The sequence below is a fragment of the Thermus caldilimi genome (assembly GCF_004684245.1).
GTDB lineage: Bacteria > Deinococcota > Deinococci > Deinococcales > Thermaceae > Thermus > Thermus caldilimi.
The window spans coordinates 855,797-879,856 of the sequence record NZ_CP038452.1 but is presented as its reverse complement, the minus strand read 5'-3'; the positions used below and the strand labels follow the sequence as shown (position 1 = coordinate 879,856).

Annotated in this window: 26 protein-coding genes, 1 tRNA gene, 2 pseudogenes and 1 riboswitch; of the genes and pseudogenes, 18 read left to right on the top strand and 11 right to left on the bottom strand. The window is 64.8% G+C overall.

The window, feature by feature from the left end; genetic code table 11:
• Positions 1 to 17: 17 nt before the first annotated feature.
• Entirely contained in the window at positions 18 to 1,274 is a 1,257-nt protein-coding gene (gene hisS / locus EBI04_RS04395) for a histidine--tRNA ligase (RefSeq protein WP_135256276.1), read from the bottom strand.
• 41 nt (positions 1,275 to 1,315) lie between these two features.
• Here hisS and EBI04_RS04390 point away from each other — a divergent pair, with 41 nt between their 5' ends.
• Positions 1,316 to 1,666 (top strand): hypothetical protein, encoded by a 351-nt coding sequence (locus EBI04_RS04390; protein ID WP_135256274.1) that lies wholly within the window; start codon positions 1,316 to 1,318, stop codon positions 1,664 to 1,666.
• Between the two features lie 451 nt (positions 1,667 to 2,117).
• On the opposite strand, the gene EBI04_RS04385 is transcribed toward EBI04_RS04390, so the two are convergent.
• The 3 genes from EBI04_RS04385 to modA form a co-directional block, all read right to left on the bottom strand.
• Entirely contained in the window at positions 2,118 to 3,119 is a 1,002-nt protein-coding gene (locus EBI04_RS04385) for an ABC transporter ATP-binding protein (RefSeq protein WP_135256272.1), read from the bottom strand.
• Entirely contained in the window at positions 3,101 to 3,775 is a 675-nt protein-coding gene (modB, locus tag EBI04_RS04380; protein WP_135256271.1) for a molybdate ABC transporter permease subunit, read from the bottom strand. Before modB ends, EBI04_RS04385 begins: the two co-directional genes overlap by 19 nt.
• Positions 3,776 to 4,669: a molybdate ABC transporter substrate-binding protein gene (modA, locus tag EBI04_RS04375; protein WP_135256269.1), complete on the bottom strand. Its 894-nt coding sequence runs from the start codon at positions 4,667 to 4,669 to the stop codon at positions 3,776 to 3,778.
• Positions 4,660 to 4,783: riboswitch (molybdenum cofactor riboswitch) on the bottom strand. Its footprint overlaps the gene before it by 10 nt.
• Before the next feature lie 79 nt (positions 4,784 to 4,862).
• On the opposite strand from modA, the gene argF reads away from it, so the two are divergent.
• From argF to EBI04_RS04335, 8 genes are read left to right on the top strand one after another with little or no spacing between them, the layout of a single operon-like run.
• On the top strand, positions 4,863 to 5,768 hold the full coding sequence (gene argF, locus EBI04_RS04370; protein ID WP_135256267.1) for an ornithine carbamoyltransferase: 906 nt from the start codon (positions 4,863 to 4,865) through the stop codon (positions 5,766 to 5,768).
• Positions 5,769 to 5,772: 4 nt separating this feature from the next.
• On the top strand, positions 5,773 to 5,913 hold the full coding sequence (locus EBI04_RS04365; protein ID WP_240695373.1) for a hypothetical protein: 141 nt from the start codon (positions 5,773 to 5,775) through the stop codon (positions 5,911 to 5,913).
• A 2-nt stretch (positions 5,914 to 5,915) separates the two neighbouring features.
• Positions 5,916 to 6,953 (top strand): N-acetyl-gamma-glutamyl-phosphate reductase, encoded by a 1,038-nt coding sequence (argC, locus tag EBI04_RS04360; RefSeq protein WP_206202086.1) that lies wholly within the window; start codon positions 5,916 to 5,918, stop codon positions 6,951 to 6,953.
• Positions 6,944 to 8,089: a bifunctional glutamate N-acetyltransferase/amino-acid acetyltransferase ArgJ gene (argJ, locus tag EBI04_RS04355; protein ID WP_135256263.1), complete on the top strand. Its 1,146-nt coding sequence runs from the start codon at positions 6,944 to 6,946 to the stop codon at positions 8,087 to 8,089. Before argC ends, argJ begins: the two co-directional genes overlap by 10 nt.
• Positions 8,090 to 8,133: 44 nt before the next feature.
• Entirely contained in the window at positions 8,134 to 8,571 is a 438-nt protein-coding gene (locus EBI04_RS04350; RefSeq protein WP_135256261.1) for a hypothetical protein, read from the top strand.
• A 28-nt stretch (positions 8,572 to 8,599) separates the two neighbouring features.
• On the top strand, positions 8,600 to 9,181 hold the full coding sequence (locus EBI04_RS04345; protein ID WP_135256259.1) for an Ig-like domain-containing protein: 582 nt from the start codon (positions 8,600 to 8,602) through the stop codon (positions 9,179 to 9,181).
• Between the two features lie 29 nt (positions 9,182 to 9,210).
• Positions 9,211 to 9,489, top strand: coding sequence for a hypothetical protein (locus tag EBI04_RS04340; protein WP_135256257.1), 279 nt, complete (start codon positions 9,211 to 9,213; stop codon positions 9,487 to 9,489).
• A complete protein-coding gene (locus tag EBI04_RS04335; protein ID WP_135256255.1) occupies positions 9,486 to 9,923 on the top strand; it encodes a DUF420 domain-containing protein in 438 nt (145 codons plus the stop codon). The genes EBI04_RS04340 and EBI04_RS04335 overlap by 4 nt, the downstream gene beginning before the upstream one ends.
• Here the strand turns inward: EBI04_RS04335 and EBI04_RS04330 are convergent.
• The 7 genes and pseudogenes from EBI04_RS04330 to deoC all read right to left on the bottom strand — a co-directional run bounded on the left by EBI04_RS04330 (position 9,910) and on the right by deoC (position 15,773).
• Positions 9,910 to 10,437 (bottom strand): septum site-determining protein MinC, encoded by a 528-nt coding sequence (locus EBI04_RS04330; protein ID WP_135256253.1) that lies wholly within the window; start codon positions 10,435 to 10,437, stop codon positions 9,910 to 9,912. The genes EBI04_RS04335 and EBI04_RS04330 overlap by 14 nt on opposite strands.
• A gap of 9 nt (positions 10,438 to 10,446) precedes the next feature.
• Positions 10,447 to 12,192 (bottom strand): penicillin-binding transpeptidase domain-containing protein, encoded by a 1,746-nt coding sequence (locus EBI04_RS04325; protein WP_135256251.1) that lies wholly within the window; start codon positions 12,190 to 12,192, stop codon positions 10,447 to 10,449.
• Positions 12,189 to 12,647 (bottom strand): rod shape-determining protein MreD, encoded by a 459-nt coding sequence (gene mreD / locus EBI04_RS04320; RefSeq protein WP_135256249.1) that lies wholly within the window; start codon positions 12,645 to 12,647, stop codon positions 12,189 to 12,191. Before mreD ends, EBI04_RS04325 begins: the two co-directional genes overlap by 4 nt.
• On the bottom strand, positions 12,644 to 13,432 hold the full coding sequence (gene mreC, locus EBI04_RS04315) for a rod shape-determining protein MreC (RefSeq protein WP_135256247.1): 789 nt from the start codon (positions 13,430 to 13,432) through the stop codon (positions 12,644 to 12,646). The genes mreD and mreC overlap by 4 nt, the downstream gene beginning before the upstream one ends.
• Positions 13,429 to 14,004 (bottom strand): Maf family protein, encoded by a 576-nt coding sequence (locus tag EBI04_RS04310; protein ID WP_135256246.1) that lies wholly within the window; start codon positions 14,002 to 14,004, stop codon positions 13,429 to 13,431. Before EBI04_RS04310 ends, mreC begins: the two co-directional genes overlap by 4 nt.
• On the bottom strand, positions 13,980 to 15,125 hold the full coding sequence (locus EBI04_RS04305) for a phospholipase D-like domain-containing protein (RefSeq protein WP_135256244.1): 1,146 nt from the start codon (positions 15,123 to 15,125) through the stop codon (positions 13,980 to 13,982). The genes EBI04_RS04310 and EBI04_RS04305 overlap by 25 nt, the downstream gene beginning before the upstream one ends.
• Positions 15,115 to 15,773: pseudogene (deoC, locus tag EBI04_RS04300) on the bottom strand (deoxyribose-phosphate aldolase). Before deoC ends, EBI04_RS04305 begins: the two are co-directional and overlap by 11 nt.
• 73 nt (positions 15,774 to 15,846) lie before the next feature.
• On the opposite strand from deoC, the gene ychF reads away from it, so the two are divergent.
• The 9 genes and pseudogenes from ychF (at position 15,847) to EBI04_RS04255 (ending at position 24,041) form a co-directional block, all read left to right on the top strand.
• Positions 15,847 to 16,971: a redox-regulated ATPase YchF gene (gene ychF, locus EBI04_RS04295; RefSeq protein WP_135256242.1), complete on the top strand. Its 1,125-nt coding sequence runs from the start codon at positions 15,847 to 15,849 to the stop codon at positions 16,969 to 16,971.
• A gap of 110 nt (positions 16,972 to 17,081) precedes the next feature.
• Positions 17,082 to 17,155, top strand: a tRNA-Gln gene (locus EBI04_RS04290).
• A gap of 44 nt (positions 17,156 to 17,199) precedes the next feature.
• Entirely contained in the window at positions 17,200 to 17,559 is a 360-nt protein-coding gene (locus EBI04_RS04285; RefSeq protein WP_135256240.1) for a response regulator, read from the top strand.
• Between the two features lie 20 nt (positions 17,560 to 17,579).
• A pseudogene (locus EBI04_RS04280) lies at positions 17,580 to 19,715 on the top strand (transglycosylase domain-containing protein).
• Positions 19,716 to 19,737: 22 nt separating this feature from the next.
• A complete protein-coding gene (locus EBI04_RS04275) occupies positions 19,738 to 20,493 on the top strand; it encodes an RNA methyltransferase (RefSeq protein ID WP_135257867.1) in 756 nt (251 codons plus the stop codon).
• On the top strand, positions 20,486 to 22,033 hold the full coding sequence (locus tag EBI04_RS04270; RefSeq protein ID WP_135256238.1) for a sensor histidine kinase: 1,548 nt from the start codon (positions 20,486 to 20,488) through the stop codon (positions 22,031 to 22,033). The genes EBI04_RS04275 and EBI04_RS04270 overlap by 8 nt, the downstream gene beginning before the upstream one ends.
• A 22-nt stretch (positions 22,034 to 22,055) precedes the next feature.
• Complete coding sequence (locus EBI04_RS04265; protein WP_135256236.1) at positions 22,056 to 22,538, top strand: low molecular weight protein-tyrosine-phosphatase; 483 nt, start codon at positions 22,056 to 22,058, stop codon at positions 22,536 to 22,538.
• Positions 22,516 to 23,304: a fructosamine kinase family protein gene (locus EBI04_RS04260; protein ID WP_135256235.1), complete on the top strand. Its 789-nt coding sequence runs from the start codon at positions 22,516 to 22,518 to the stop codon at positions 23,302 to 23,304. The genes EBI04_RS04265 and EBI04_RS04260 overlap by 23 nt, the downstream gene beginning before the upstream one ends.
• Entirely contained in the window at positions 23,280 to 24,041 is a 762-nt protein-coding gene (locus EBI04_RS04255) for a DUF4388 domain-containing protein (RefSeq protein WP_135256233.1), read from the top strand. The genes EBI04_RS04260 and EBI04_RS04255 overlap by 25 nt, the downstream gene beginning before the upstream one ends.
• The last annotated feature ends 19 nt before the right edge of the window (positions 24,042 to 24,060 follow it).

Sequence of the window (24,060 nt, the reverse complement as noted above, 5' to 3'; positions counted from 1 at the left end):
CAAATCTTAACGGATTCTCACGCCAGGGCGGAAAGAAGGAAGCCCAACGCTTCCGTCTGGGGTAAGCGAACCTGCTCCCCCGTGGAAAGCCGCTTTAGGGTGACCTCTCCCGCTTTGAGCTCATCCTCTCCCAGAAAGCCGACGAAGGCGGTACCTCGTTTCAAGGCTTCCTCCACGCCTTTGCCCGGTTTCTTGGGGGTAAGGGCGTATTCCACCCGCAGGCGGGGCCTCAGCCTCTCCGCCAGGTAAAAGGCCTCGGCCACCGCACCCTCCGTGAGGGGGATGAGGTAGAGGTCCGGGCCTCTTTCCTCGGAAAGCCCGAATCCCTCCGCCTCGAGGGCCAGGGCCACCCTCTCCACCCCGAAGGCGAAACCCACCCCAGGTACCCGTGGCCCCCCCAGGAGCTCGGAAAGCCCGTCGTACCTTCCCCCGCCCCCCAGGGCGCTCTGCGCCCCGATCTCCGCATGGTGTACCTCGAAGGCGGTACGCACGTAGTAGTCCAGGCCCCGCACCAGGGTTGGGTCCAGTTCGTAGGGCACGGAAAGCCTTCCCAGATGGCGTTCTACCGCCTTCAGATGGGCCTTCGCTTCCTCCCCCAGGAAGTCCAGCATGGGCCGGATCCGGAGCTCCTTGAGGAGGGCTTGGTCTTGCTCGCTCTTGGAGTCCAGGATGCGCATGGGGTTGAGCTCCAGGCGCTCCTGGGAGTCCTGGGAGAGGGCCTCCCGATGGGGGGAGAGGACCTCCCGCAGGTAGGCGTTGTAGCGGGCCCGGTCCTCGGGGTCCCCCACGGAGGACAGCTTGACGGTGAGGTGCCTTAGGCCGAGCTCCTTAAGGCTTTCATACAGGAGCACCACGGCCTCCGCATCCAGGATGGGGCTTTCCGAGCCCAGGGCCTCGTAGTTCACCTGGTGGAACTGGCGGTAGCGCCCCTTCTGGGGGCGCTCTGCCCGGAACATGGGCCCTGCCATCCAGAGCCTCACGGGCTGGGGCCAGACCTTCATCCCGTGTTCCAGATAGGCCCGTACCATGGCGGCGGTGCCCTCCGGGCGCAGGGTGAGGGAACGCCCTCCCCGGTCTTGGAAGGTGAACATCTCCTTCCTGACGATGTCGGTGGCGATCCCCACCCCTTTCTCGAAGACCTGGGTTTCCTCAAACACCGGGGTGATGAGCTCCAAAGCCCCCGCCGCCTCCAGCACCCGGCGGGCGGTGGCCACGATGTGCTGGTGGAGCCTTAGCTCTTTGCCGAAAAGATCCTTGGTGCCGCGCACGGCCATACCCCTTCACTTTACCTGAGGGGGAAGGCTATACTGCAGCCATGCCCTCGAGGGGTTCCGTACGGGGGTTTCTGGTATTCCTCTACCTCCTCCTCACCCTCACCGCCTCCACCGGGGTGGCCTTGCAAATGTACCTCATGCAGGTGCAGAACCCCGGCCTCCGGACGGATCTCTGCCAGGCCCCTGGGGAGGAGAGGGAGGTGGACCACTCCCTCTTCTGCGGCCTGCAGGTGGCTCCGGGCATGCCTCCGATAGGGGAGGTGGCGCCTCCTACCCTGGTGCGGGTGCTGCGGGCCAGAGTCGCCCCCGTGCCCGGCTATCCGGAACCCCAGGGAAGGGCTTTTTCTCCCCGCTCCCCTCCTTTTGCCCTAGAAGATCGTCGCTTGAGTTAGGCGAAGGCTCCTTGGGCGAAAGGAGGGTAGGATTTTGGAAGCAGTGGTGTACACGGAAAGTTTGCAGCTTTATGCCCTGGTGCACGGGGCGCTTGGCCCAGCGGGTTGGAAGGTGTACTGGAAGGAAGGCCACGGTCTGGCCCTGGCGGGGCTGGACCAGATGGAAAAGGGCGAGGTGCTTCTTTGGGTCACCCCTTGGGGGCTTAGGGCCTATGACCCTCGGGGCATGGCCTTCCTCACCCGTAGGGATGATCCTAGGACCTTGGTTTCGGGCCTTGGGGGGCGGGTGGGCCTACGGCTCCTTCCGGGGGAAAAGGCAGTGTTGTGGGCGGTGGGAAACGGAGTTCCCCCGAGGGTGGGGGCCTTGGCCTGGGCCCTGGGGTTTTCCCGGGACCGGGCCCGCTTTTTCCTGAAGGGGGTTACCAACAAGTTTGGCCTGGGGGAGGAGGGGTTAGTCCACTTGGCCCGGCATCAGATGAAGGTAATGGGGCTTAAGGACCACCTGGAGCTTCTGCCCGGGGCGCAGGTTCAACCGGGCTTGGACGTGCCTGGGGAGCAGGATCTGCAGGCGGATGGATCCCTGGAACACGCCCCGGTAGGCGAGGCCTTCCGGGTGAAGGTTTACCAGCACACCTTCTAGGAGGTTTTCCGGGGGTGGGGGCCGGTCCTGGCGCACCACGATGACCTCCTCGGCCCGGATGCCCACCCAGGCGGTTTCCCCGGGCCGGGCCCAGGGGGGGAGGGAAAGGCGGAGATGGACCCCGTTGACCTCCACACCCCCAGGTTCTATGCGGGCCGGGAATAGGTTTTCGTAACCCAAGAGCCTGGCCACCGGAAGCTGGCTTGGGGCAGAGTACACTTCCTCGGGCGGGCCTTCTTGCAGGATCGTTCCTGACCCCATCACCACAAGCCAGTCGGCCATGCGGGCCAGGATGGGGTCGTGACTCACCGCCAGGGTGGGGATTCCTTCCTGGCGGATGAGTTCCACCAGCTCCCCCAGAACCTGGTCCTTGGTGAGGGGATCCAGGGCGCTGGTAGGTTCGTCCAGAAGGAGAATCTCCGGGTTCCTGGCCAAAGCCCGGGCAAGGGCTACCCGTTGCCTCTGGCCGCCGGAAAGCTGGCTCGGGCGTTTGTGGGCGTGCTCCTCGAGGCCAACCCGCTCCAAGAGGGCCAGGGCCCTAGCCTTCCGGTTCCCTCCCGCCAGGGGAAAGGCCACGTTCTCCCAGGCGGTCATGTGGGGGAAGAGGGCCAGCTCCTGGGGCAGGTAGCCCACGGGCCGTCTTTCGGGGGGAAGGCCGCCGTAGGGCCTTCCCTCGGCAGGCGCCAGACCCGCCAGGGCCTTGAGAAGCGTGGTCTTACCTACACCGCTTTCCCCCAGGAGCACGGTGAAGCCCTGGATGTGGAACCGGACCTCGAGGAGGATGGGTTTCCTTATCAGGTAGTGGACTTCCATGCTCGCCCCTGGGCCTCCAGGGTTCTTGCCGCCACCAGGATGGCCAGGCTGAGGAAAAGGAGCACCGAGGCTGCCTTGGAGGCTTCCTCAAAGCGGAGGGCCTGCACCAGGTCGTAGATGTAAATGCTCACCATCTGGGTTTTCCCGGGGATGGAACCACCCACCATGAGGACCACCCCGAACTCCCCCAGGGTGTGGGCGAAGGCTAAAAGGGTCCCTGAGAGCAACCCAGGCCAGACCAAAGGCAGCACCACCCGTCCCCAGGTCTTCCAGGGGGGGACCCCTAGGGTTCGGGCTACCTCCAAGAGGTTCCGGTCTAGGGCCAAAAAGGCCTCCCGGTAGGCGGTGAGGGCGAAGGGGAGGCTGAAGAGGACGCTGGCGAAGACCAGCCCCTCGAACCGGAAGGCCCAGGAAAGCCCGGTAAGCTTGCGCCAAAGCCCCTCCGGCCCCAGGAAGAGGAGGAGGTAAAACCCTAGCACCGTGGGCGGAAGGACCAGGGGTAAGAGGAAGATGGCTTCCAGGATGGATTTGCCTGGGAAGCGGCGGAAGGCCAGAAGCCAGGCCAGGGGAACTCCCAGAAGGAGGAGGATCAGGGAGGCGACCAGCGCCACCACCAGGGAGAGCTTCAGGGAGGTCCAGAAGAGGGGCTCCGGCATCTACTCCCCCGGGAGAAGGAAGCCGTAGCGCTTAAAAATGGCTCGCGCCTCAGGGCTTCCCACGAAGGTGTAGAAGGCCAAGACCTCGGGGCGCCTGCGACCTTTCAAGATCACATAGTCCTGCTCCAAGGTGAGGTGGCTTTCCAAAGGGGCGAGCCAGTACACGCCAGGGCGGGAGAGGCTTTCGTGCACCGCCAGGGACAGGGCCAGGATGCCGGCCTGGGTAGCGGTCAGGGCCAGCTGGGCGGTTTGGGAGATGTTCTCGCCATAGACCAGTTCAAAGTTCGGCTTGCCTTGCCGCAAGGGGGTGATATCCCAGTAGGCCTCCACACCCCTGGTAAGCCTCTCCCAAGGGATTTCTTCCCAGGAAAGGGTGGAAAAGGGTTTGCTTAGGCCGGGGACCTGGGCATCGGCCCGGCGCCTTAGGAGGCCGTAGTGTTCCAACAGGGTGACGGCGGCCCGGCCGTAAGGGGCATGCACCGGGTTGGCGATGGCCAGGCGGGTGATGCGGGGGTCCTTGAGGGCCTCGGGGTTGGGGTTTAAGCCCAGCCTGCGGTCCAGCCAGATGACCATGCGCCCGGTGGCGTAAGGCTTGCGGGTGCCGGGCTCCGCCAGGCCCTCTTTCTCGAGGCGCTCGGGGTAGATCTTTTCGGCGGAGAAGTAGAGGTCGGCCTCGAGGCCCTGGGTGAGCTGGGTGTAGAACTTACCCGAGGAACCGAAGGAGAGAAGCACGCGGATGTCAGGGTTTTTCGCTTCAAAGGCCTTGGCGACGTCGGCTAGGGCGTACTGCAGGTCGGCGGCCGCTACCACCCGCACCTGCTTGGGCTGGGCCCAGGCTGGGCCTAACCCAAGGAACACGGCTAAAATCCAGAGAAGCCATCCGGACTTGGTCATTGCCACCTCCTTTGCAACCACGGCAGGCAGCGGAGTTGCCCCCGCTACCCCGGGGCCATAAGCCCGGCCCGGAAGGCCCTGGGGGTCTCTCCGGGCTCGGAGGCTAAGGGGATGCTAGCCCGCGGGCTCATCCCGTGTCAACCGGAGGCCGGGGTTGCATAAGTTTGCAAGGATGGGGTATCCTATAAGCCTCATGGTGGGAGACGCCCTCACCCGGCCCAAGGATCTTTTGGACTTCTCGGCCCACGGTCGCCAGGAGATCGAGGCCCTTTTGGCCTTGGCGGAGAGGCTGAAAAGGGAGCGCTACCGCGGGGAGGACCTTAAGGGGAAGGTCCTGGCCCTTCTCTTTGAGAAGCCCTCCTTGCGCACCCGCACCACCCTCGAGGTGGCCATGCTTCACCTGGGAGGACATGCCGTCTACCTGGACCAGAAACAGGTGGGCATCGGCGAGCGGGAGCCCGTGAGGGACATAGCCAAGAACCTGGAGCGCTTCGTGGAGGGGATCGCGGCCCGCGTATACCGGCACGAGACCGTGGAGGAACTCGCCCGCCACGCCCGCATCCCGGTGATCAACGCCCTTTCTGACCGGGCCCATCCCTTGCAGGCTTTGGCGGACCTCCTCACCCTGAAGGAGGTTTTCGGAGGTTGGGAGGGCCTCGAGGTGGCCTGGGTGGGGGATGGCAATAACGTGTTGAACTCCCTTCTTGAGGTGGCTCCCCTGGTGGGTCTTAGGATGCGGGTGGCCACGCCAAGAGGGTACGAGCCGGATCCAGGCCTTTTGCAGAAGGCGGGAGCCTTCTTTACCCATGATCCCAAGGAGGCCGCCTTGGGAGCCCATGCCCTTTACACCGACGTCTGGACCAGCATGGGCCAGGAAGCGGAGCGGGAAAGGCGGCTCAGGGACTTCAATGCATTCCAGGTAAACGGGGAGCTTTTGCAACTGCTACGGCCCCAGGGCGTCTTTCTCCACTGCCTTCCGGCCCACTATGGGGAGGAAACCACCGAGGAGGCGGTGCACGGGCCCCGTAGCCGGGTCTTTGATCAGGCGGAAAACCGTCTCCACACCGCTAAGGCCGTCCTCCTGCGCCTGCTAAGCTAGGGGTATGGTCCGGCCTTACCGCTTCTCCCTCGAGGAGTTCCGGGGTCCTGCGGGCGACCCCTACCGGGAGCAGCTTTGGCTTTCTCCTGGGGAAAAACTGGCTCCCTTGGCCTTCCCCAATATCCCTTTGGAGGCGCTGTGGTAAGGGTGGGGATCATCGGGGCCTCGGGGTATGGGGGTGGGGAACTGATCCGCCTTCTTAAGGCCCACCCCGGGGTGAAGCTGGTAGGGTTTAGCAGCCGCAAACACGAGGGCAAACCCCTTTCCGCTGCCTGGCCCCAGCTATGGGATGAGGGGCTTTTTGGCACCCTGGAAGAGGTGCTGGAACAGGCTGAGGTGGTTTTTTTGGCCTTGCCCAATGGGCTTGCCATGGAGCTTGCTCCCAAGGCCTTGGAGGAGGGCAAGCGGGTCATAGACCTCTCCGGGGACTTCCGGCTTCCCCCGGAGGTTTACGAGTCCTGGTACGGGATCCCGCACAAAAGCCCAGAGCTCTACCGGGAGGCGGTCTATGGCCTTCCCGAGCTGCATCGGGAAGAGCTTGGGGGGGCGCGCCTGGTGGCCAATCCCGGATGTTACGTGACGGCCACCACCTTGGCCCTGGCCCCTCTGGCGGCGGAAGGTGCCCTGCGGGGGGCCTTTGTGGTGGGTCTAAGCGGGGTTTCCGGGGCGGGCAGGGAAGGGGAGGGTACCTTTTTTGCCGAGGTCAACGAGAACCTTAAGCCCTACAAGGTGGGGGGTGTTCACCGCCATATTCCGGAGATGGAAAGAAACCTGGGCCGCCTTGTGGCCCAGGGGCGCCCGGTGCGCACCCATGGGCCCCTAGGGGAGGTGCGCCTTTCCTTCGTCCCCCACCTGGTGCCCATGACCCGGGGTATCTTGGTCACGGCGGAGGCGGCGGTGGAAGGGGACTGGGACCAAAAGGCCTTGGACGAGCTTTACCAGGACTTCTACGCCCAGGAACCTTTTGTGCGGATCACAGGGGCCTTGCCGGAAACCAAGGGCACCTATGCTTCCAACCGGGTGGATGTGAAGCCTCTTTTTGAAGCTAGAACGGGGCGTGTTATGGTGTTTTCGGCCTTGGACAACCTGGTGAAAGGGATGGCGGGGCAGGCGGTCCAGAACCTGAACCGGATGCTGGGTCTGCCTGAGGAGACCGCACTTCCCAAGGAGGGCCTATGGCCGTGAGGCTCCCCCGGGGTTTTCGCGCCGGGGCTACCCGGGCGGGCATCAAGCCTTCCGGCAAGCCCGATCTGGCTTTGCTGGTTTCTGGTCTTCCCGCTTCCTGGGCCTATGTGGCCACGCAGAACCGGGCTGCAGCCCCTTCCATCCACCGGGGTAGGGCCCTTTATGCCCAGGGCGGGACCTTGCGGGCAGTGGTGGCCAACGCAGGTAACGCCAACTGCGCCACCGGAGAAAGGGGCTTCGCGGATGACCTGCGGATGGCGGAGGCGGCCGCCTTGCGTTTGGGGCTTTCCGCGGAGGAGGTTTTGACCGCTTCCACGGGGGTTATCGGGGTTCCTCTTCCCGTGGAGAAGGTAGAGGCGGGTTTGCCCCAGATAGAACTTGCTCCCTATGCCGATGCCTTTGCCGAGGCCATCCTTACCACCGACTTAGTTCCCAAGGTGGCGGAGGCCGAGGTAGGGGGGGCGAGGATCGTGGGTATCGCCAAGGGCAGCGGGATGATCCATCCCAACATGGCCACCATGCTGGCCTTCGTGGTGACGGATGCCGCTTTACCCCAGGAGGCCTTGAGGGAGGCCTGGCGGGGTATCGTAGACCGCACGTTCAACCAGGTGACCGTGGATGGGGATACCTCTACCAACGATCTCGCCCTGGTGATGGCGAATGGGTCTTATGGTGCAGTCCCCCTTGAGGCCTTTTCCCCCGCCCTGGAGGCAGTGGCCCAGGAGCTGGCGAGGAAGATCGCCCGGGATGGGGAGGGAGCCACCAAGCTCATGACCGTGCGGGTGGTGGGAGCGGCCACGGAGGAGGAGGCGAGGCGGGCGGCGAGAACTGTAGCGGGAAGCGCCCTCTGGAAGAGCGCCCTTTACGGCAACGACCCCAACTGGGGCAGGATTCTGGCTGCCCTCGGCAACTCTGGGGCCCGTTTCGACCCCTTTAGGGTCCACATCTTCCTCCAGGGCATGCCCCTTTACGCCGGGGGTGCCCTCCCCTTTGACCGGGAAGTGGCGAGCCAAGCCATGCGTTCCGAGGAGGTGGAGATCCTGGTGGACCTTCAGGAGGGGAAGGGGGAAGGCGTGGCATGGGGGTGTGATCTGACGGAGGGCTATGTGAGGATAAATTCTTTATATACTACTTGACATCTATCGGCGGTTTCCCTAACCTTAAAGTGGAGGTGCCAGCAATGAGGAAAATTTTTTGGGGCTTGTTAGGAATGTTTGCGTTATCTGTTGGCTTTGCTCAGACGCCAGGGGTTGGTTTCTATTCTGGTTACCCTACGTATCTTGGCCTCCAGTATCAAAGCGCTAATCTCCGCCTCGGAGCCGGGTTTGGTTTCTTTGGTATTGCGGGGGATGCCGCTTTGATCCTGGCAAAGGCTTCCTTGCCTGGTTACTCGAGCATAGGAATGAGCTGGTACTATGGGCTTGGCGTGGGGGCAACGATTGCCTTAGGTGGCACGGTGTTTGGAATCTACCCCCATGGGCTTGTAGGGGTGGAGATGCAACTACCCGATCCTGCCATTAATCCCTACTTTGAGGGTCAGCTTGGTGCGCATGTGCTCTTCCCCACCCCAATTTTGGGGCCGTATTTTGCGGGGCGCGTAGGTGTGATTCTGCGTTGAAGTGCGCTTACCCTGTAGGATAGGGGAGATGCGTGCGCATCTCCTCTATCCTCTCCTCATTATTTTTGCTCTTTCCTCCTGCGCCAGGCCCGACACCGCCCCCCCTGAGATGGGGCTTACCGAGCCCTTGGGTGGAGCGGTGGCCCCGGGAAGGGAGGTTAGGGTGCAGGGCTATGCCTTTGATCCCTCGGGGGTGGCGAGTGTAAAGGTGAATGGGCAAGAGGTCCTGCCCCCTGAGGAAGCGGGTAAGCGCTTGGTTCAGTTTCGTTTCCGCTTGCAGGCCCCCGCCTCCGGGAAGGTGGAGCTTCTCCTGGAGGCGGAGGATACCCGGGGTAACCGTGGGGGGAAGCGGGTTTCCCTGGTGCTGGATGCAGCGCCCCCTCGCATCGTGCTGGAGCGGGTGGAGCGGGAGGGGAACTTGTACCGGGTTTATGGACGGGTGGAGGACAACGTCCAAGTGGACCGGGTGGTGGTTCAGGTAGGCGATCGCTACAATCCCCTTTCCCTCCCCAAGGAGGCTACGGTGGCCTTTTCCGCGGAGGTGCCGGCCGGGGCTGTGTTGCTGGCGGTGGATGCCGCTGGGAACCGCACCAGCCGGCGTATTCCCTAGGGGCAGGGTGTGGTACACTCCTGGGGGCTATGAGGCCTAACGGTGATACCTTGGCGGACTTGGCCCGGGCGTTGAGGGGAACTCCCCTCGAGGCCAGCCAGGTCCCCAGGTTCCGCGAGATCGTCAGGCTTCTCCACCGGCTTCCCCCAGGGCGGGAGCGGGATGGGCTGTTGGCTGTGGCCTACCTTAGGCTCTACCAGCTTTTGGGCCAAGAAGAGGATTATCTGAAGGGCTATAGCTACGCGCGTACCGCAAAGCTGGAGCCGGTGCGGCTTCTAGGCGAGCGTTTAGGGGAGGGGGAGCGGTGAAGGAGCTTCTGGGCTTGCTGGCGGTTTGGAGCATCGTGCTTTCCGGGTTGGCCTTAGTGACAGGGGTGGTCTTGATCAAGAAGGGGAACAGGGTGGCCCACCATCGGGCCATGTTGACGGCTACTTCCTTAGCCCTCCTTTTCCTGGTGTTCTATCTTGCCAAATGGGCCCTTCACGGCACCACCACCTACGGGGGGCCGGAGGCCTGGCGGGGCGGTTACTACTTCCTCCTAATCACCCATACCCTACTGGCCGCTATCAATGGCCCCTTGGCCCTTTACGTGATCTGGCGGGCTTTTAAGGGGGAGTTCGTCCTGCACAAGCGTTGGGCTAGGGTACTGGTGCCCATATGGCTGTACGTGGCCGTGTCGGGTTGGATTATTTATGTGGTGCTGAAGCGCTACGGGGTGGAAACGGGAACTATCGCTTTCTAGCAGCCTCCACCACGATCTTTCCTTCCCGGACCCGGGCGATCTCGGGGCCCCGGGTTTCCTGTTCCTCTGGCGCCTGGGCCAAATGGGGGCCGATGCGCACCTGCTTGGCGGCCAGCTCCAGGGCAAAGATGAAGCGCTCCTCGTCCCCGCCAGCCCCGGCATGAGCGAGGCCGCGCAGCTTGCCCACCACGATCACATCCCCGCCGGCCACCACCTCGGCTCCCGGGTTCACATCCCCCAGGACCACCACCGTGCCGGGGTGCTCCACCCGTTCGCCGGAACGCAGGGTCTTGCTGAGGACCAGGGTACCGACGGGAAGGCGGTTTCTGGGAGGGATCAGGGTAAGGGGCCGGCCTAGCTCCAGGAGGGTTTGGAGCACTGGTCCCGAAACAGGCCCGGCCACCTCCACCTCGAGGGGAAGATCTTCTGGCAGCTTGAGGTTTTGAATTTCTTCTGGGGTTTCGCCCCCATCCAGGCGCAGGGCTAGGGCTTTGGGGGTGGCGCGGAGGCGCATGGCGCTATTCTACCTGGCCTGGGCTTCTTCCACCTGCCAGTAGGCGGCCATTACCTTGCGCACCGCAGGAAGGGCCACGCGGCTTCCCTCCCCGCCGTTTTCAAAGAAGGCCACCACCACCAGGGGAGGGTAGGGGGAGCCGGGTTCAGCAGGGCCGTAACCCATGTACCAGGCGTGCTCGAGGCCCGCCCGCTTGCCTGGGGTTTCCGCGGTGCCCGTTTTGCCGCCGGTGGGTACGGGAAAGTTCCCGAGGATATGGCGGGCGGTACCCTCCTTCACGGTCTTTCGTAGGCCCTCTTGAAGGATGGTCCAGAAACGCCCGGGAACCGGTTCAAGACGGGGTTTAACCTCCCTTGGGCCGAGGCGTTTGACCAGGTGAAGGGTGGGCTTCTCTCCGCTGTTGACGAGGGTGGAGAGCATCCTGGCCACCTGGGCTGGGGTGGTGAGGAGGGAGCCCTGCCCGATGGCCAGGGAAAGGGTTTCCCCCGGGTACCAGGGTTCTTTCAAGGTCTGTCGCTTCCAAGCCCGGGTGGGGAGAAGCCCAGTTCGCTCGGCGATTTCCAGCCCGGTAGCTTCCCCTAGGCCCAGAAGGTGGGCCCTCGCCGCCAGGCGGTCCACTACCCCCAGGGGATCCTGGGCCACCGCCTGGTAGTACCAGGTGTTGCAGCTCCAGGCGATGGCCTCCTTCACGGTCATGGGGCCCATGTCCCAGGTGGCCCAGTTGCGCCGTACCTGGCCCCCAAAGACCACGTAAGGGCTACAGCGGAAGGTGGTAGAGGGGGTCACGTACCCTTCCTCTAGCAGGGCATAGCTGGTGGCCAACTTGAAGGTGGAACCCGGGGTGTAGGGTTGCACCGCCCGGTTCAGGAGGGGAAGGTCCTTGTCTTTAAGAAGGGCCTGGACCTCTTGAGGTACGGGCCGCTTGGCGAAAAGGCTCGGATCGAAGGAGGGGGCGCTGGCCATGGCCAGAACCTCCCCCGTTTTGGGATTCACGGCCACGATGGCTCCCTTGACCCGAGTGGCGGGGGGAAGACCCTTGGACTTCCGCCCGGCATTGATGTCAGCCAAGGCTTCCTCCAGGGCCTTTTCCGCCGCTCGCTGGAGGTCCAGGTCCAGGGTGAGGACCACATCCTGTCCGGGGGTGGGTTCCTCCAGGATGGTTTCCCTGAGGCGCTCGCCCCGGACGTTGACCTCCACCGCCTTCACCCCGCGCTTGCCCCGGAGGTAGGTCTCGAGGGCTGCTTCCAGGCCCGCTTGGCCCACTTGCTCGTCGGGGCTGTATCCCCGTTTCACCTGCTCGGCGTTGGCCTGGAGCACATACCCCAGCACGGGACCCGAGATGGGATTGGGGTAGGAGCGCTCGATGCGCTCCACCAGCTTGAGGTTCTTCTGCCCAGCGGTGATCTCCGCCAGGGTGGGCAGAAGGTGCTCGGGTACCCCTGCCTTGAGGACCGTGGGGCCTTGGACCTTGGGGAGTTCCTGCAAGCCCAGGAGGGGGAGGAGCCTTTCCTTGAAGGCCACCTCGCCCCCCTCGTACACCAGGTCCACCACCAGCCGGTCCTGGGCGATCACCCGCCCCTTGCGGTCCAGGATGCGGCCCCGGGGGGCGGGAATGCCCTCGGTCTTCAGGTAGTTGCCCTGGCTCCTTAGGGCGTACCGTTCGTGCTCCAACACCTGGAGGTGCCAGGCCCTTAAGGCCAGGAGGCCGAAGGCCAGGAGGAAGAAGAGCATGAGGGTGTAAAGCCGGCCGGTCATGGTCGTCGGGGGGAGGGCAGAAGGCGCCAGGCCAGGAGGAGCAAGGGGAAGGTGAAGAGGCCCTCGAGGAGAAGGTCCAGAGGCAAGAGGGAAGGAAGCTCCAGGCGGAGCCAGTAGGCCACCAGAAAGTAGCCCGCCCACTTGGCCAAAAAGGCCCACAAAAAGGAAAAGAGAACCCCAGGGGTCTCTCCCGGGGCCAGCCGGCGGCTTGCCGCATAGAAGGCGTAGCTGGCGCTCAGGAGCCCCACCGCATGGAGGCCCAAAAGCCCGTAGCCCAGGAGGTCTTGCACAAGTCCAAGAAAAAAGGCCCAAGGGAGGCCCAGGTAATAGGGAAGGCTACGGGCATAAAGGAGGGCCAGGACCAGGAAGAGGTCAGGGGCCATCAACCCCTGGGGCCAGAGGGCTCCTAGGAATCCGGAGAGCACAAGGGTGAGGAGGAGAAGGATCCCCATCATAAGGGCCTCAGCACGATAACCTCCTCCAGTAGGGAAAGCTCCACCAGAGGCTTGACCCAAGCCCGTAGCTTTAAACCGCCTTGGACGCGCTCGATGCGTTCCACCCGGCCCACGGGGATCCCGTCCGGGAAAAGGCCCAAGGGAGCTCCGGTGAGCAGGAGATCTCCCGGAGCCACCTGGACCGTGGGGGGAAACTCCGCCACCAGGTGGTCAGGGGGAACACCCCGGGCCACTCCCCGCCCCGGGACCTTTTCCGGCCGCACGCCCACCTGGCTTTCCGGGTCCAGGAGGGTGCGCACCAGGGCCCGGCGTTCCTCCACCTCCACGATGAGCCCCACCAGTCCCTCCGGGGCGGTCACCGGCATGCCCACCCGGAGGCCATCCCGCTCCCCTAGGCCCAGGATCAGGCGGCGGTAAAGGCCAGAGAGATCCTCCCCCACCACCGGGGCCACCGCCACCACCCCTGGGGCCTGCGAGGCCCGCACCCTGAGGGCCCGGGAAAGGCGCTCCACCTCGAGGCGAAGCCTGCGGTTTTCGCTTTCCAACTGGGCGAGCTGGGCCTTCAGGGCGCGGTTTTCCCCGTAGAGGTCCTGGCGGTTTAGGAGAAAGGCGGAGGCAGCCCGCAGGTTCTGCCCCAGGCGGTGGCCCAGGGCGGGCAGGGGGGCGGTGAGGGGGGAAAGGGTGAGGGCGAGGCGGGGGGCAAGGGGGCGCGTTAGGGCCGCCATGGCCAGGCCCAAGGCCAGGAGGAAGAGGAAGAGGCTTCGCCGCAAGGCCACTTCCCTCACGGCTTAAACCCCCTTTCCCAGAGGAGGACAAAGACCCGGGCCACGGGCAGGCCCACCACCGTGTAGAAATCCCCCTCGATTCCCTCCAGGAGGGCCATTCCCAGGCCTTGGGCTCCGTAGCCTCCGGCCTTGTCCAGCCCTTCCCCGCTTTGCACGTACCAAGCGATTTCCTCCTCGGAAAAGTGGCGGAAGCGCACCCGGGCGGTGTGCACCTCCACCACCAGGTCCTGAGGGGTGCGCAGGTAAATGGCGGTGTGGACCTGGTGGGTTCTGCCGGAAAGGAGGCGGAGGAAAAGGTGGTTTTCCACCCGATCCCTGGGTTTGCCGAGAACCCGGCCGTCCAGGTCCACCACGGTGTCCGCCGCCAGCACCCACTCCCCCGGCACCTCCTCCCCTTTGCGCCGGGCCAGGGCTAGGGCCAGCTCCCTGGGGTCTTGGGGAAGGTCTTCCCCAGCTTCCTCCACCCTAGGGGGCACCACCCTAAGGGGAAAGCCCAGGGCCTCGAGGAGCGCCCTGCGCCTAGGGCTTCCCGAGGCCAGGGTCAGCACTAAAGGGGTTGCCCTTCCCGCCATAGCCTTAGGATCTCCTCCCGGTAGCGTTCCGCCAGGGCGGGGCTTTGCAGGATCAGAAGGTTCTCGTTGTTCACCTGCCAGGCCCTGGCGGTGAAGTTGTAGCTTCCCGTGATGACAAAGGTTCCGTCGATCACCATCACCTTGTGGTGGAGGGTGTAGGGGTTGCCGTCCTTCCGCACCGCCACCCCGGCCCGCAGGAGGTCGTCTTCCCGGCTATCCCCAAGGTTGCGGGCTTCCAGGAGGACCTGGACCCCCACTCCCCTCCTCTGAGCCTGGACCAAGGCTTCCACCACCTCCCGGTCCGTGAGGACGAAGGCCGCCACCAGGATTTCCGTCCTGGAAGCCCTAAGCCGTTCCAAGATGGCCTCCCGGCCCAAAGCACCTCCTTTCGGGCTGAAGTAGGCGGTGCCCTCGGCCGGAATGCCCTTTTCCGGGGAAAGGTGGAAGGCCACGGGTTTCCCCAGACCTTCTTTGATGCCCTCGAAGAGGGCGGTGAACTCCTGGGCATAGCCTTGGGCCAGGGTGGAAGAAGGTAGGAGGAGGCTGTTTTCGTTGTTCCGGGCGAAGGCGTTCCAGGTCATGTTGGTGCTTCCCGTCCAGACCGCCTGCCCGTCCACCACCAAGAACTTGTGGTGCATGAAGCCTTCCCGTTCGTCAAAGCACACGGGAATCCCCACGATTTCCTCGCAGTCCAGGGACAAAGGCCGGATGCGTTCCCGTAGGGCTGCCTGGGGCACCCGGGGAGTTTCCCCTTGCTGGCCTAAGGCCCCACCCACCAGGTAGCGGCGGAAGTCGTTTCGGTAGTCGCTTTCCCCGTAGAGCCTCACCCTCACCCCCCGCTCCTTGGCCCTGAGCAGGGCCTTGGCGATCTCCAGGTCGCGAAACTCGTAGAAGGCCCCATCCAGGCTTTCCTTGGCCCCGTCCATAAGGGCGATGAGCCGGGCCTTGGCGGCCTCCCCTTCCTGGGGCATGAAGTAGACCTCCACGCCCCCCGCTTCCGCCTGGGGGGGGAAGCCCGGACGGAGCTCCTGGAAGAGCCAAAGGAGGAGGATGACCAGGAGGAGCAAATAGCCGGGAAGCCCGGCCAGGGTGGGCTTTTCCCGCCGCCTTTTAGTACCCATCCCCGCCTTCTCCCTGCACCAGGGCTACCCCGCTGGAGGTTCCCAGCCGGGTGGCCCCCGCCTCGAGGAGCTTGATGGCAGTGTCCCGGTCGCGGATGCCGCCTGCCGCCTTGATCTGGGTCCGGCCTCGGGCCACCCGCACCAGGAGTGCCACGTCCTCTAGGCTGGCCCCCGGGGTCCGAAGCCGGTGGAGGTTTTCAAGAAGTCAGCCCCGCCCTGGATGGCGGCCTCGGCCAGGTTTTCTAGGGTTTCCGGGGTAAAGTGCCCCGTTTCCAGGATTACCTTGAGCCCAGCCTTTGGCGTTGCCTGGCGCACCGCGCGGACCTCCTCTTCGATGTAGGGGTAGTCCCCAGCCGCGGCCCGGCCCAGGTGGATCACCATATCCACCTCATCGGCTCCCTGGGCGATGGCCAAGGCTGCCTCCAGGGCCTTAGCTTCCTTGGCCTGGTAGCCCAGGGGAAAGCCCACCACGGTGACCAGGCGAAAAGGAGCATGGGGGTAACGCTCCCGCACCAAGGGAACATAGGATGGAGGGATGCAGAGGCCGAAAAACCCGTATTCCAGGGCTTCCTCCGCCACCTTCAGGATTTCTTCCGGGGTGGCGGTGGGTTTTAAGAGGGTGTGGTCAATGTGGGCGGCCAGGTCCATACCCTGCCATCATACGCAAGGGATGTGATAGGATGAAAAGAGGCCCCTAGCTGGGGCTTTTTTTGAGGTCGAGATGCTGGCTGTGGGAATCGTCGGTCTACCCAATGTGGGCAAGTCCACCCTCTTTAACGCCCTAACCCGGGCGCAGGCCTTGGCGGCCAACTACCCTTTCGCCACCATCGACAAGAACGTGGGCGTGGTATCCCTGGAGGACGAAAGGCTTTACGCCTTGCAGGAGGTCTTTGCCAAGGGGGATCGGAGGCCTCCGGTTGTCCCCACCCATGTGGAGTTTGTGGACATCGCGGGCCTGGTCAAGGGAGCCCACAAGGGAGAAGGCCTTGGCAACCAGTTTCTGGCCCACATCCGCGAGGTGGCGGCCATCGCCCACGTGCTCCGGTGCTTTCCCGATCCCGATGTGGTGCACGTGATGGGCCGGGTGGATCCCCTGGAAGATGCCGAGGTGGTGGAAACCGAGCTCCTCCTGGCCGATCTCGCCACCTGGGAAAGGCGGCTTGAGCGGCTTAGGAAGGAAGCTAGGGCCAACCGGGATCTGATTCCCACCCTCGAGGTGGCGGAGGCCCTTTACGCCCACTTGCAAGGGGGGAAGCCCGCCCGCACCTTCCTCTTAAACCGAGAGCAAGGAGAGGATGCCGAGCTTCGCCGCCTGCTTAAGGAAACCCCCCTCCTCACCGCCAAGCCGGTGATCTACGTGGCCAACGTGGGTGAGGAGGACCTACCGGAGGGGGAAGGTAACCCCCACGTGGGGGTGGTGCGGGAAAAGGCCAAGGCCGAGGGGGCAGAGGTGGTGGTGGTTTCCGCCCGGCTCGAGGCGGAGCTGGCCGAGCTTTCCCCAGAGGAGGCACAGGAACTTCTCGCCGCCTATGGCTTGAGGGAGAGCGGCCTCCAGCGCCTGGCCCAGGCGGGGTACAGGGCCCTTGGCCTTATCACCTTCTTTACCGCAGGGGAGAAGGAGGTACGGGCCTGGACGGTGCGCCGGGGAACCAAGGCCCCGGAGGCAGCGGGGGAGATCCACTCCGACATGGAGAAGGGGTTCATCCGGGCTGAGGTCATCCCCTGGGAAAGGCTGGTGGAGGCTGGGGGATGGGCTAGGGCCAAGGAAAGGGGTTGGGTGCGCCTCGAGGGCAAGGAGTACGAGGTCCAGGATGGGGATGTCCTCTACGTTCTCTTTAACGTATGATCCCATCTGGGCTTGGCCGAGGCCAACCCAAACAAAGGGGATTTGACGGGAGGTCCTCTTTGCCCTACAATCTGGGTGGCTTTGCCCGTTAGGGCAGGCACCTTGTGCGCTGGGGCGTCGTCTAATGGCAGGACAGCGGACTTTGGATCCGCCGGTCGTGGTTCGAGTCCACGCGCCCCAGCCAATTTTTTTCACATCCTTTTCGCAACCCTTAGATAAACTGGCCCCGTGGCGACGGATTATCCGGGGCTTCTCCTATTAAGCCGCAACGATGCCCTGCGGGCTTATGTGGACTTGGTGCTTTCCGAGCGGGGCATCCCCGTCCGCCACTTTGACCTAGCCCGGGAAGGCCTCTTTTGGCTGTTGGACCATACGCCCAGGTATGTGCTTTTGGACCAGGATCTGGACGTGGATCCCTTTGCCGTGGCCGCGCGCATCCGGCATGTGCGCCGGCTTAAGGAGGTGCCCTTGGCGGTGCTCATAGAGCCTTCTGAGAAGCACCGGACCACCGCCGAGGTGGTGCGGGTGAAGGCCCTAGAAAAACCCCTCACCCGGGACAAGCTCTTTCGCTTTTTGGGTTTGGGGTAGGCCCATGTAAACTGAGGGCCGTGCGGGTGCTCCGCTTCCTCCTCCTGTCCCTGGCCGGACTTCTTGCGGGCGCGGGGCTGGCCCTGGGGTATCTGGCGTACGCCTACACCCGCCAGCTTCCCGACCTCTCCCAGTTTGATCGGCTGCGCCTCACTGCCACCTCCACCCTCTACGCCCGGGACGGCACCCCCTTGGCCCAGATCGCCAGCGTGGAGGAGGGAAGGGCCATCCACCGGAGCCTGGTGCGGCTTTCTGAGGTTTCCCCGGCGGCGGTGGCGGCGGTGGTTTTTTCGGAGGACCGTCGGTACTTTCAGCATTACGGGGTGGATTTCGTGCGCCTTGTTGGGGCCCTCTACGCCATTCTGCGGGGGGATCTTCAGGGGGGAGCACCATCACCACCCAGGTGATCAAAAACACCCTCCTCAAGGAGCTGGCCCAGGCCCGTTCCCTGGAGCGCAAGTTTAAGGAGTGGGCCTTGGCCCTGGAGCTGGAGAGGCGCTACACCAAGGAGGAGATCCTGGAGATGTACCTGAATGTGGTGCCCTGGGGAGGCAATGCCGTGGGCATCAAGGGGGCGGCGGAGGCCTATTTCGGTAAGGACCCTGCCGCCTTGACCCTGGCGGAAGGCCTCTACCTGGCCTCCCTGATCCCGGCTCCCAACGCCCGGTACCAGGACCTGAAGGGGGTGCGGGAGCGGATGCGCCTGCTTCTGGACCAGATGGTGGCCGAGGGCTGGGTGAGTCCGGAGGTGGCCGAGGCTGCCTGGCGGGAGCCCCTTGCCCCCAAGGGGTGGGAGGTGCGCTACGACGGGGAGGGGAACCTCCAGGAGGCTAGGCTGATAGATCCCGAGGCCCGCATCCTCAGGCAGCTGGACTACCGGATGGCCCCCCATTTCGTCCTCGAGGTGCGCCGCTTCCTCGAGGCCCGCTTCGGGAAGGAAAAGGTCTACGGCGAGGGAGGGCTTAAGGTGTACACCACCTTGGACCCCGCCATGCAGCGGGCGGCGGAGGCTGCGGCCAAGGGAGCCAGGCTACCGGAGGGGGCGGAGCTGGCCATCGTGGGCCTGGACCCGGAAACGGGGGAGGTGCTGGCCCTGGTGGGGGGATTAGACGGGAGGGGGATGAGTACAACCGGGCCATCCGGGCCCTGCGCAACCCCGGGAGTGCGGTCAAACCCTTCGTCTACGCCACCGCCTTGGAGGAGGGCTGGACCCAGGCCACCTTGGTTCCCGACCGCCCCCTGGAGTTTCCCGATCCCAGCCAGAAGGGAGGGGTTTGGCGGCCCAAAAACTTTTCCGGAACCTTCCTCAACCGGGAGATCACCGTGCGTTATGCCCTGGACCTCTCCCTCAACCTGCCCGCCATCTACACCGCTCAGGCCGTAGGGGTGGAGAAGGTGGCGAGAAAGCTTTCCCAGGCGGGTTTTGCGGTAAAGTATCCCACCTTGGCCATCGCCATCGGGGGCGCCTCCATCACCCCGGTGGACCTGGCGGCGGCCTATGCCGCCTTCGCCAACGGGGGCTACCGGGTTACTCCCCTCTACGTGAAGCGGGTGGAGGATGCCCAGGGGCAGGTGCTCTACCAGGCTCTTCCGGAACGGAGGCGGCTCTTTGATCCCCAGGTGGCCTACCAGGGGTGGGACCTCCTGAAGGGCTATGTCTACGACCTGGGGGAGAAGGGCCTGGCCAAAGGGGCCCGCATCCCCGGGCGGGTGGTGGGGGAAAGACCGGCACCACCAACGATGCCCGGGACCTTTGGTTTGCCGGGGTGACCCGCGGGCTTTCCGCGGTGGTCTGGGTGGGCCGGGACGACAACAAGCCCTTGCGCATGGGAGGGAGGGAGCCTTCCAGCTCCGTGGTCAACCCCCCCATCTGGCGGGAGTTTGTGGCGGGGGCCCTGAGGGGGCGCCCTGGCGGGGACTTCCCCCCGCCTGCGGGCCTGGTGCAGGTGGGAATGGATCTCCTCTCGGGGCAGCCTTCCCAGGAAGGGGTAAAGGTCTGGTTCCCCCAGGGGAAGGTACCCGTGCTTCCTCTGCAGGCTCCACCCTCGGATGGAATTGGGCTTCCTCAGGAAGCCCCTCCGGTTGGGGTGGGGCCTACGGACTACCCCCCGGGTTCTAACGAGGAGGCTTCCCCTACCCCCCCACCCGGGCAGTGAGGACCTCGAGGAGGAGGCTGTGCTGGAACGCACGCGCATCGTCTTGGTGGAACCCCAGGAGCCCATGAACGTGGGGGCGGTGGCCCGGGCCATGCGGAACTTTGGCCTTTCGCGGCTTTACCTGGTGAATCCCTCGCCCCGGGTGGGACCTCCATGGGCCCGGGAGGCCTACTGGCTGGCGGTGCATGCTGAGGAGGTGCTGGACCGGGCGGTGGCGGTGGGAGGCCTCGGGGAGGCCCTCGAGGGGGTGAGCTTCGTGGTGGCCACCACGGGAAGACCCCGGGAGCTGTACCCGGCCCCGGTGGTGACGGCCCGCGAGGTGCCGGCCCACGTGCTTTCCGTAAGGGGAGAGGTTGCCCTGGTCTTTGGCCGGGAAACCTTTGGCCTCACCAACGAGGAGCTGGACCTGGCCCACCTCATCGGCACCATCCCCACCGCTCCCGAGCAGCCTTCCTTGAACCTGGCCCAGGCGGTGGTGGTCTTCGCCTACGAGCTTTACCAGGCCTGGTTGCAGCAGGGCAGTACGGTATCCAAGGAGGAACTGGCGGATGTGGCGGCTCTGGAGGGATTCTTCGCCGACTTGGGGCGGTATGTGCTGGAGATCGGGTTCACCGACCCCCATCGCCACCCCTACGCCATGCGCCGCCTGCGCCGCATCTTCCACAAGGCCCGGCTTTCCCCGGGGGAGGTGCAGCTTCTCAGGGGGCTTCTGCACCAAAGCCGGTATGCGATAGCCTCCCCCCTGAAAAAGGAGGGTACGAAGGGAAAGGATGGCTAGCCACAGCCTGTACCGACTGGTACGCCTGGCCCAGGGGTTGTTGCCACCGCTGATCGCCGCGGTGGTGGTGGTCTTTGAGCTGGCCCTGCTGCCCTACCGGCACGTGGATAGCCTCCTCTGGCTACGGCTCGGCTTTTACGGCCTGGTGGGCCCTCTGGTCACCTATGCGGTGCTGGAGTGGATCGCCCAGGAGACCTTGGAAAAGGTGCGGGCGGAAAGGGCCTTGGAGGAGGCGAACCGCCGCCTTTTGGCGGCAGGGCGGGTGTTCCGCGAGGCCTTGGAGAGCGAGAACCTCGAGGAGGCGGTCTCCCGCATCGCCCGGGCTTTGGGGGAGACCTTGGGGTACCCCGTGGCCCTCGAGGCCGAGGGGGTGCATGCTGGGGAGGAATGCGGGGGGGTGCGGGTGGAGCTTCCGGGTTTGAAGGGGCACCTGGAGGCCTGCCCTCCGGAGCCGGAAAGGGTGTTTTTGGAGGTGCTGGCCCACGAGGTGGCGGGGGCCTTGCAATCCGTGGTGGCCCGGAGCCGGGACCGCCTGACCCTCTTTGAGGTGGACCAGGCCCTCAAGGCCGAAGCCAACCTGGACCGCCTCCTGGAAGGGCTTCTGGAGCGGATCCAGGCCTGGGCGGAGGCGGAAGGGGGCGGGGTTCTCCTGCTGGACGAGGAAGGGTTCCTGGTGCCCCGGGTGGTGCGGAACCTGGTTCTACCCTCCCATCCTTTCCTGCCGGATGGGGTTTGGAAGGGGAGCCTCGAGGGGCCGGTGTTCGTGGACGAGGAAACCTTGGCCCTGCCCTTAAAGGCCCGGGAGACGGTGGGGGTGCTGGTTCTCAAGGGCAAGGGCCTTTCCCGGCGCATCCCTTTCCTCTCCTTCCTGGCCTCCCAGGTGGCCTTGGCGGTGCGCAACGCCCAGGCCTACCTCCGGGCGGAGGAGCTCGCCATCAACGAGGAGCGCACCCGCATTGCCCGGGAGATCCACGACGGCATCGCCCAGAGCCTGGCCTTCATGGCCTTGAAGCTGGATTTGGCGGAAAGGCTCCTTTCCAAGGATCAGGAAACCGCCTTAAAGGCCTTGAACGAGGTGAAGGAAACCCTTAGGGCGCAGATCCGGGAGGTGCGCCGGAGCATCTTTGCCCTAAGACCCATTGACCTGGAGCGCTACGGCTTCCTGGAATCGGTGCGCCGCTACGCCCAGGCCTTTGCCGAGCAGGCGGGCTTTCGGGTGCAGCTTTCCCTGCCGGAGGGGGTGGGGCTTTCCCAGGCCAGCGAGCTGGTTCTTTTCCGGGTTTTGCAGGAGGCCCTCACCAATGCTGCCAAGCACGGTAAGCCCACCCGGGTGGAGGTGGAACTCCTTCCCTTGGGGGAACGAGGGGCCAGGCTCGTGGTCCGGGACAACGGGAAGGGGTTCCAAAACGCCGAGGCTCAGGGTTTAGGCGGGTTCGGCCTCACCCAGATGCGGGAACGGGTAGAGGCCCGGGGTGGGCGTTTCCAGGTGCGTTCAGAGCCGGGAAAGGGTACGGAGGTGGTGGCGGAGGTTCCTTACTGAGGACCCGCTTATCATGGTAGGCATGGATCGCCCTTTAGGGGTGCTCTTCGTCTGCCTGGGGAATATCTGCCGAAGTCCCCTGGCGGAAGGGGCTTTCCGCAAGCTCATCCGGGAGCGGGGCCTCGAGGCCCGGTTTGAGGTGGATTCCGCCGGCACGGGGGCCTGGCACACCGGGGAGCCCATGGATCCCAGGGCCCGCAAGGTGCTGGAGCGGGAGGGGGCCTACTTCCCCCATGTGGCCCGGCAAATGACCCGAGAGGATGCCCGGCGTTACGACCACATCCTGGTGATGGACCGGGAGAACCTGGCGGAGGTGCAAAGGCGCTTCCCCGAGGCCAGGGGAAAGGTGCGCCTTTTCCTGGACTACCTGAGCGGGGGAGAGGTGCCGGACCCGTACCATGGGGACCTTGCGGACTGCCAGGAGGTTTACTGGATGGTGGAGGCTGCCGCCAGGGCTTTCCTGGACCAGCTTTTGGGGGAGGATGGACCCCGGGAAACTCCTTGAACGGGCGGGGCTTGAGGCCAAGGGTGTGCCTCAGCCCCTTTACGGCGGGGATATTTCCCGGGTGTACCGCCTGGGGGCCTACGTGGTGAAACTGGCGCCCAACCCTCCTCCAGGCCTCTTCCCCGCGGAAGCCCGGGGGCTTAGGGCCCTGGCCGAGCGGGGGGTGCGGGTGCCCCGGGTGTTCTTTGCGGCGGAGGAGGGGCTAGTCCTGGAGTATTTACCGGAAGGACCCGCTGATTGGGAAGGCTTGGCCCGCATGCTGGTGGAGCTACACCGGCAGCGCGAGGCCTCGTATTGGGCGGAGGCAGAGTTTTTAGGCACCTTTCCCTTGCCTGGTGGAGAGGGGAGCGACTGGACGGAGTTCTTCTTTTTGCGGTGCATAGAGCCCCTTTTGCAGGCCACCTGGGACCGCCTCGAGGGCCTTGGACCCAGGGTGGAAGCTCTCTTTCAAAGGCCTCTACCCGCCGAGGGCCCTGCACCCCTGCACGGGGATCTTTGGCACGGCAACGTCCGCTTTACCCCGGAGGGACCGGCCCTGCTGGACCCTTCCTTTTTCGTGGGGGAACGGGGGGTGGATTTGGCCATGATGCGCCTCTTCGGAGGGTTTCCCCAGGCTTTCTGGCAGGCTTACCGGGCTCTTTACCCCATTCCGGAGGAGGTGGAGGAGGCCCTGCCCCGGTACCAGGTTTACTACCTCCTGGCCCATGTCCACTTCTTCGGCAAGGGCTACCTCGGTTCCCTATGGAAGGCGATTTCCGCCTCTTAGGTCCCATTGACTGGCTGCAGCTCCTGGCCCAGGGGGGAAAGACGGGGGTTTTCGCCGTGGAGGCGGAGGGCGGGAGGGGGGAGGTGTACCTGGAGCAGGGCCGGCCTGTCCACGCGGTGTTTGGGGAGAAGGTGGGGCGGGAGGCCTTGCTGGAGGTGCTGGCGTTGAAGGAGGGGCGCTTTCGCTTTCTGCTTTCCGTGCGCCCTCCCTTAGGCTCTTTGGAAGGGCCCCTAGAGGTTTACCTCTTGCAGGCCATCCGCCTTCTGGATGAGCGGGTGGAGGTGGGTCTTTTTGACCTGGTTCGGCTTGGGTCCCGGGCCCAGGCGGTCCAAGGCACCCTGGACCCCGTGGAGCTTTCCCTCCTTTTGGCCGTGGGAAGTGGCCAAAGCCCCTTGGACCTGGCCTCCCGGCTCACCCTGCCCTTGGGAGAGGTTCTGAGGCGCCTGGGCCACCTGGCCCGGTTGCGCCTGGTGGAGGTGTTTCCCCGGGTGCCGCGCACGGCTCGGCTTCGGATAGCCCTGGGGCGCCAGGGGGCGCAGGTGGAGGCCTTGCTCCTTTCCGCTTGGCGGGGACATTACGGCCCCTTTCAGCGGGTAAGGGTGAAGGCCCAGAAGGAGCTACTCCTTCCGGTGGAGGGCGCGGAGGGTCTTGGGGTGGAGATCCGCCTTGCGCCGGAGCTGCTTCTTTTCCACGGGCTCCAGGTGGGGGAGGAGGTCTTGGTGTGGCCGGAAGTGTGAGGCGTGGTATTCTTCCCCC

Excerpts from the sequence above, each read along its gene's own strand:
- EBI04_RS04270 (WP_135256238.1), top strand. The coding sequence starts at position 20,486 with ATGGCTAGCCACAGCCTGTACCGACTGGTACGCCTGGCCCAGGGGTTG.
- ychF (WP_135256242.1), top strand. The coding sequence starts at position 15,847 with ATGCTGGCTGTGGGAATCGTCGGTCTACCCAATGTGGGCAAGTCCACC.
- EBI04_RS04345 (WP_135256259.1), top strand. The coding sequence starts at position 8,600 with ATGCGTGCGCATCTCCTCTATCCTCTCCTCATTATTTTTGCTCTTTCC.
- EBI04_RS04305 (WP_135256244.1), bottom strand. The coding sequence starts at position 15,125 with ATGGGTACTAAAAGGCGGCGGGAAAAGCCCACCCTGGCCGGGCTTCCC.
- argF (WP_135256267.1), top strand. The coding sequence starts at position 4,863 with ATGGTGGGAGACGCCCTCACCCGGCCCAAGGATCTTTTGGACTTCTCG.
- EBI04_RS04255 (WP_135256233.1), top strand. The coding sequence starts at position 23,280 with ATGGAAGGCGATTTCCGCCTCTTAGGTCCCATTGACTGGCTGCAGCTC.
- EBI04_RS04340 (WP_135256257.1), top strand. The coding sequence starts at position 9,211 with ATGAGGCCTAACGGTGATACCTTGGCGGACTTGGCCCGGGCGTTGAGG.
- EBI04_RS04330 (WP_135256253.1), bottom strand. The coding sequence starts at position 10,437 with ATGCGCCTCCGCGCCACCCCCAAAGCCCTAGCCCTGCGCCTGGATGGG.
- EBI04_RS04310 (WP_135256246.1), bottom strand. The coding sequence starts at position 14,004 with ATGGCGGGAAGGGCAACCCCTTTAGTGCTGACCCTGGCCTCGGGAAGC.
- hisS (WP_135256276.1), bottom strand. The coding sequence starts at position 1,274 with ATGGCCGTGCGCGGCACCAAGGATCTTTTCGGCAAAGAGCTAAGGCTC.
- modB (WP_135256271.1), bottom strand. The coding sequence starts at position 3,775 with ATGCCGGAGCCCCTCTTCTGGACCTCCCTGAAGCTCTCCCTGGTGGTG.
- mreD (WP_135256249.1), bottom strand. The coding sequence starts at position 12,647 with ATGATGGGGATCCTTCTCCTCCTCACCCTTGTGCTCTCCGGATTCCTA.
- EBI04_RS04390 (WP_135256274.1), top strand. The coding sequence starts at position 1,316 with ATGCCCTCGAGGGGTTCCGTACGGGGGTTTCTGGTATTCCTCTACCTC.
- EBI04_RS04385 (WP_135256272.1), bottom strand. The coding sequence starts at position 3,119 with ATGGAAGTCCACTACCTGATAAGGAAACCCATCCTCCTCGAGGTCCGG.
- modA (WP_135256269.1), bottom strand. The coding sequence starts at position 4,669 with ATGACCAAGTCCGGATGGCTTCTCTGGATTTTAGCCGTGTTCCTTGGG.
- EBI04_RS04260 (WP_135256235.1), top strand. The coding sequence starts at position 22,516 with ATGGACCCCGGGAAACTCCTTGAACGGGCGGGGCTTGAGGCCAAGGGT.
- EBI04_RS04350 (WP_135256261.1), top strand. The coding sequence starts at position 8,134 with ATGAGGAAAATTTTTTGGGGCTTGTTAGGAATGTTTGCGTTATCTGTT.
- argJ (WP_135256263.1), top strand. The coding sequence starts at position 6,944 with ATGGCCGTGAGGCTCCCCCGGGGTTTTCGCGCCGGGGCTACCCGGGCG.
- EBI04_RS04365 (WP_240695373.1), top strand. The coding sequence starts at position 5,773 with ATGGTCCGGCCTTACCGCTTCTCCCTCGAGGAGTTCCGGGGTCCTGCG.
- EBI04_RS04325 (WP_135256251.1), bottom strand. The coding sequence starts at position 12,192 with ATGACCGGCCGGCTTTACACCCTCATGCTCTTCTTCCTCCTGGCCTTC.
- EBI04_RS04265 (WP_135256236.1), top strand. The coding sequence starts at position 22,056 with ATGGATCGCCCTTTAGGGGTGCTCTTCGTCTGCCTGGGGAATATCTGC.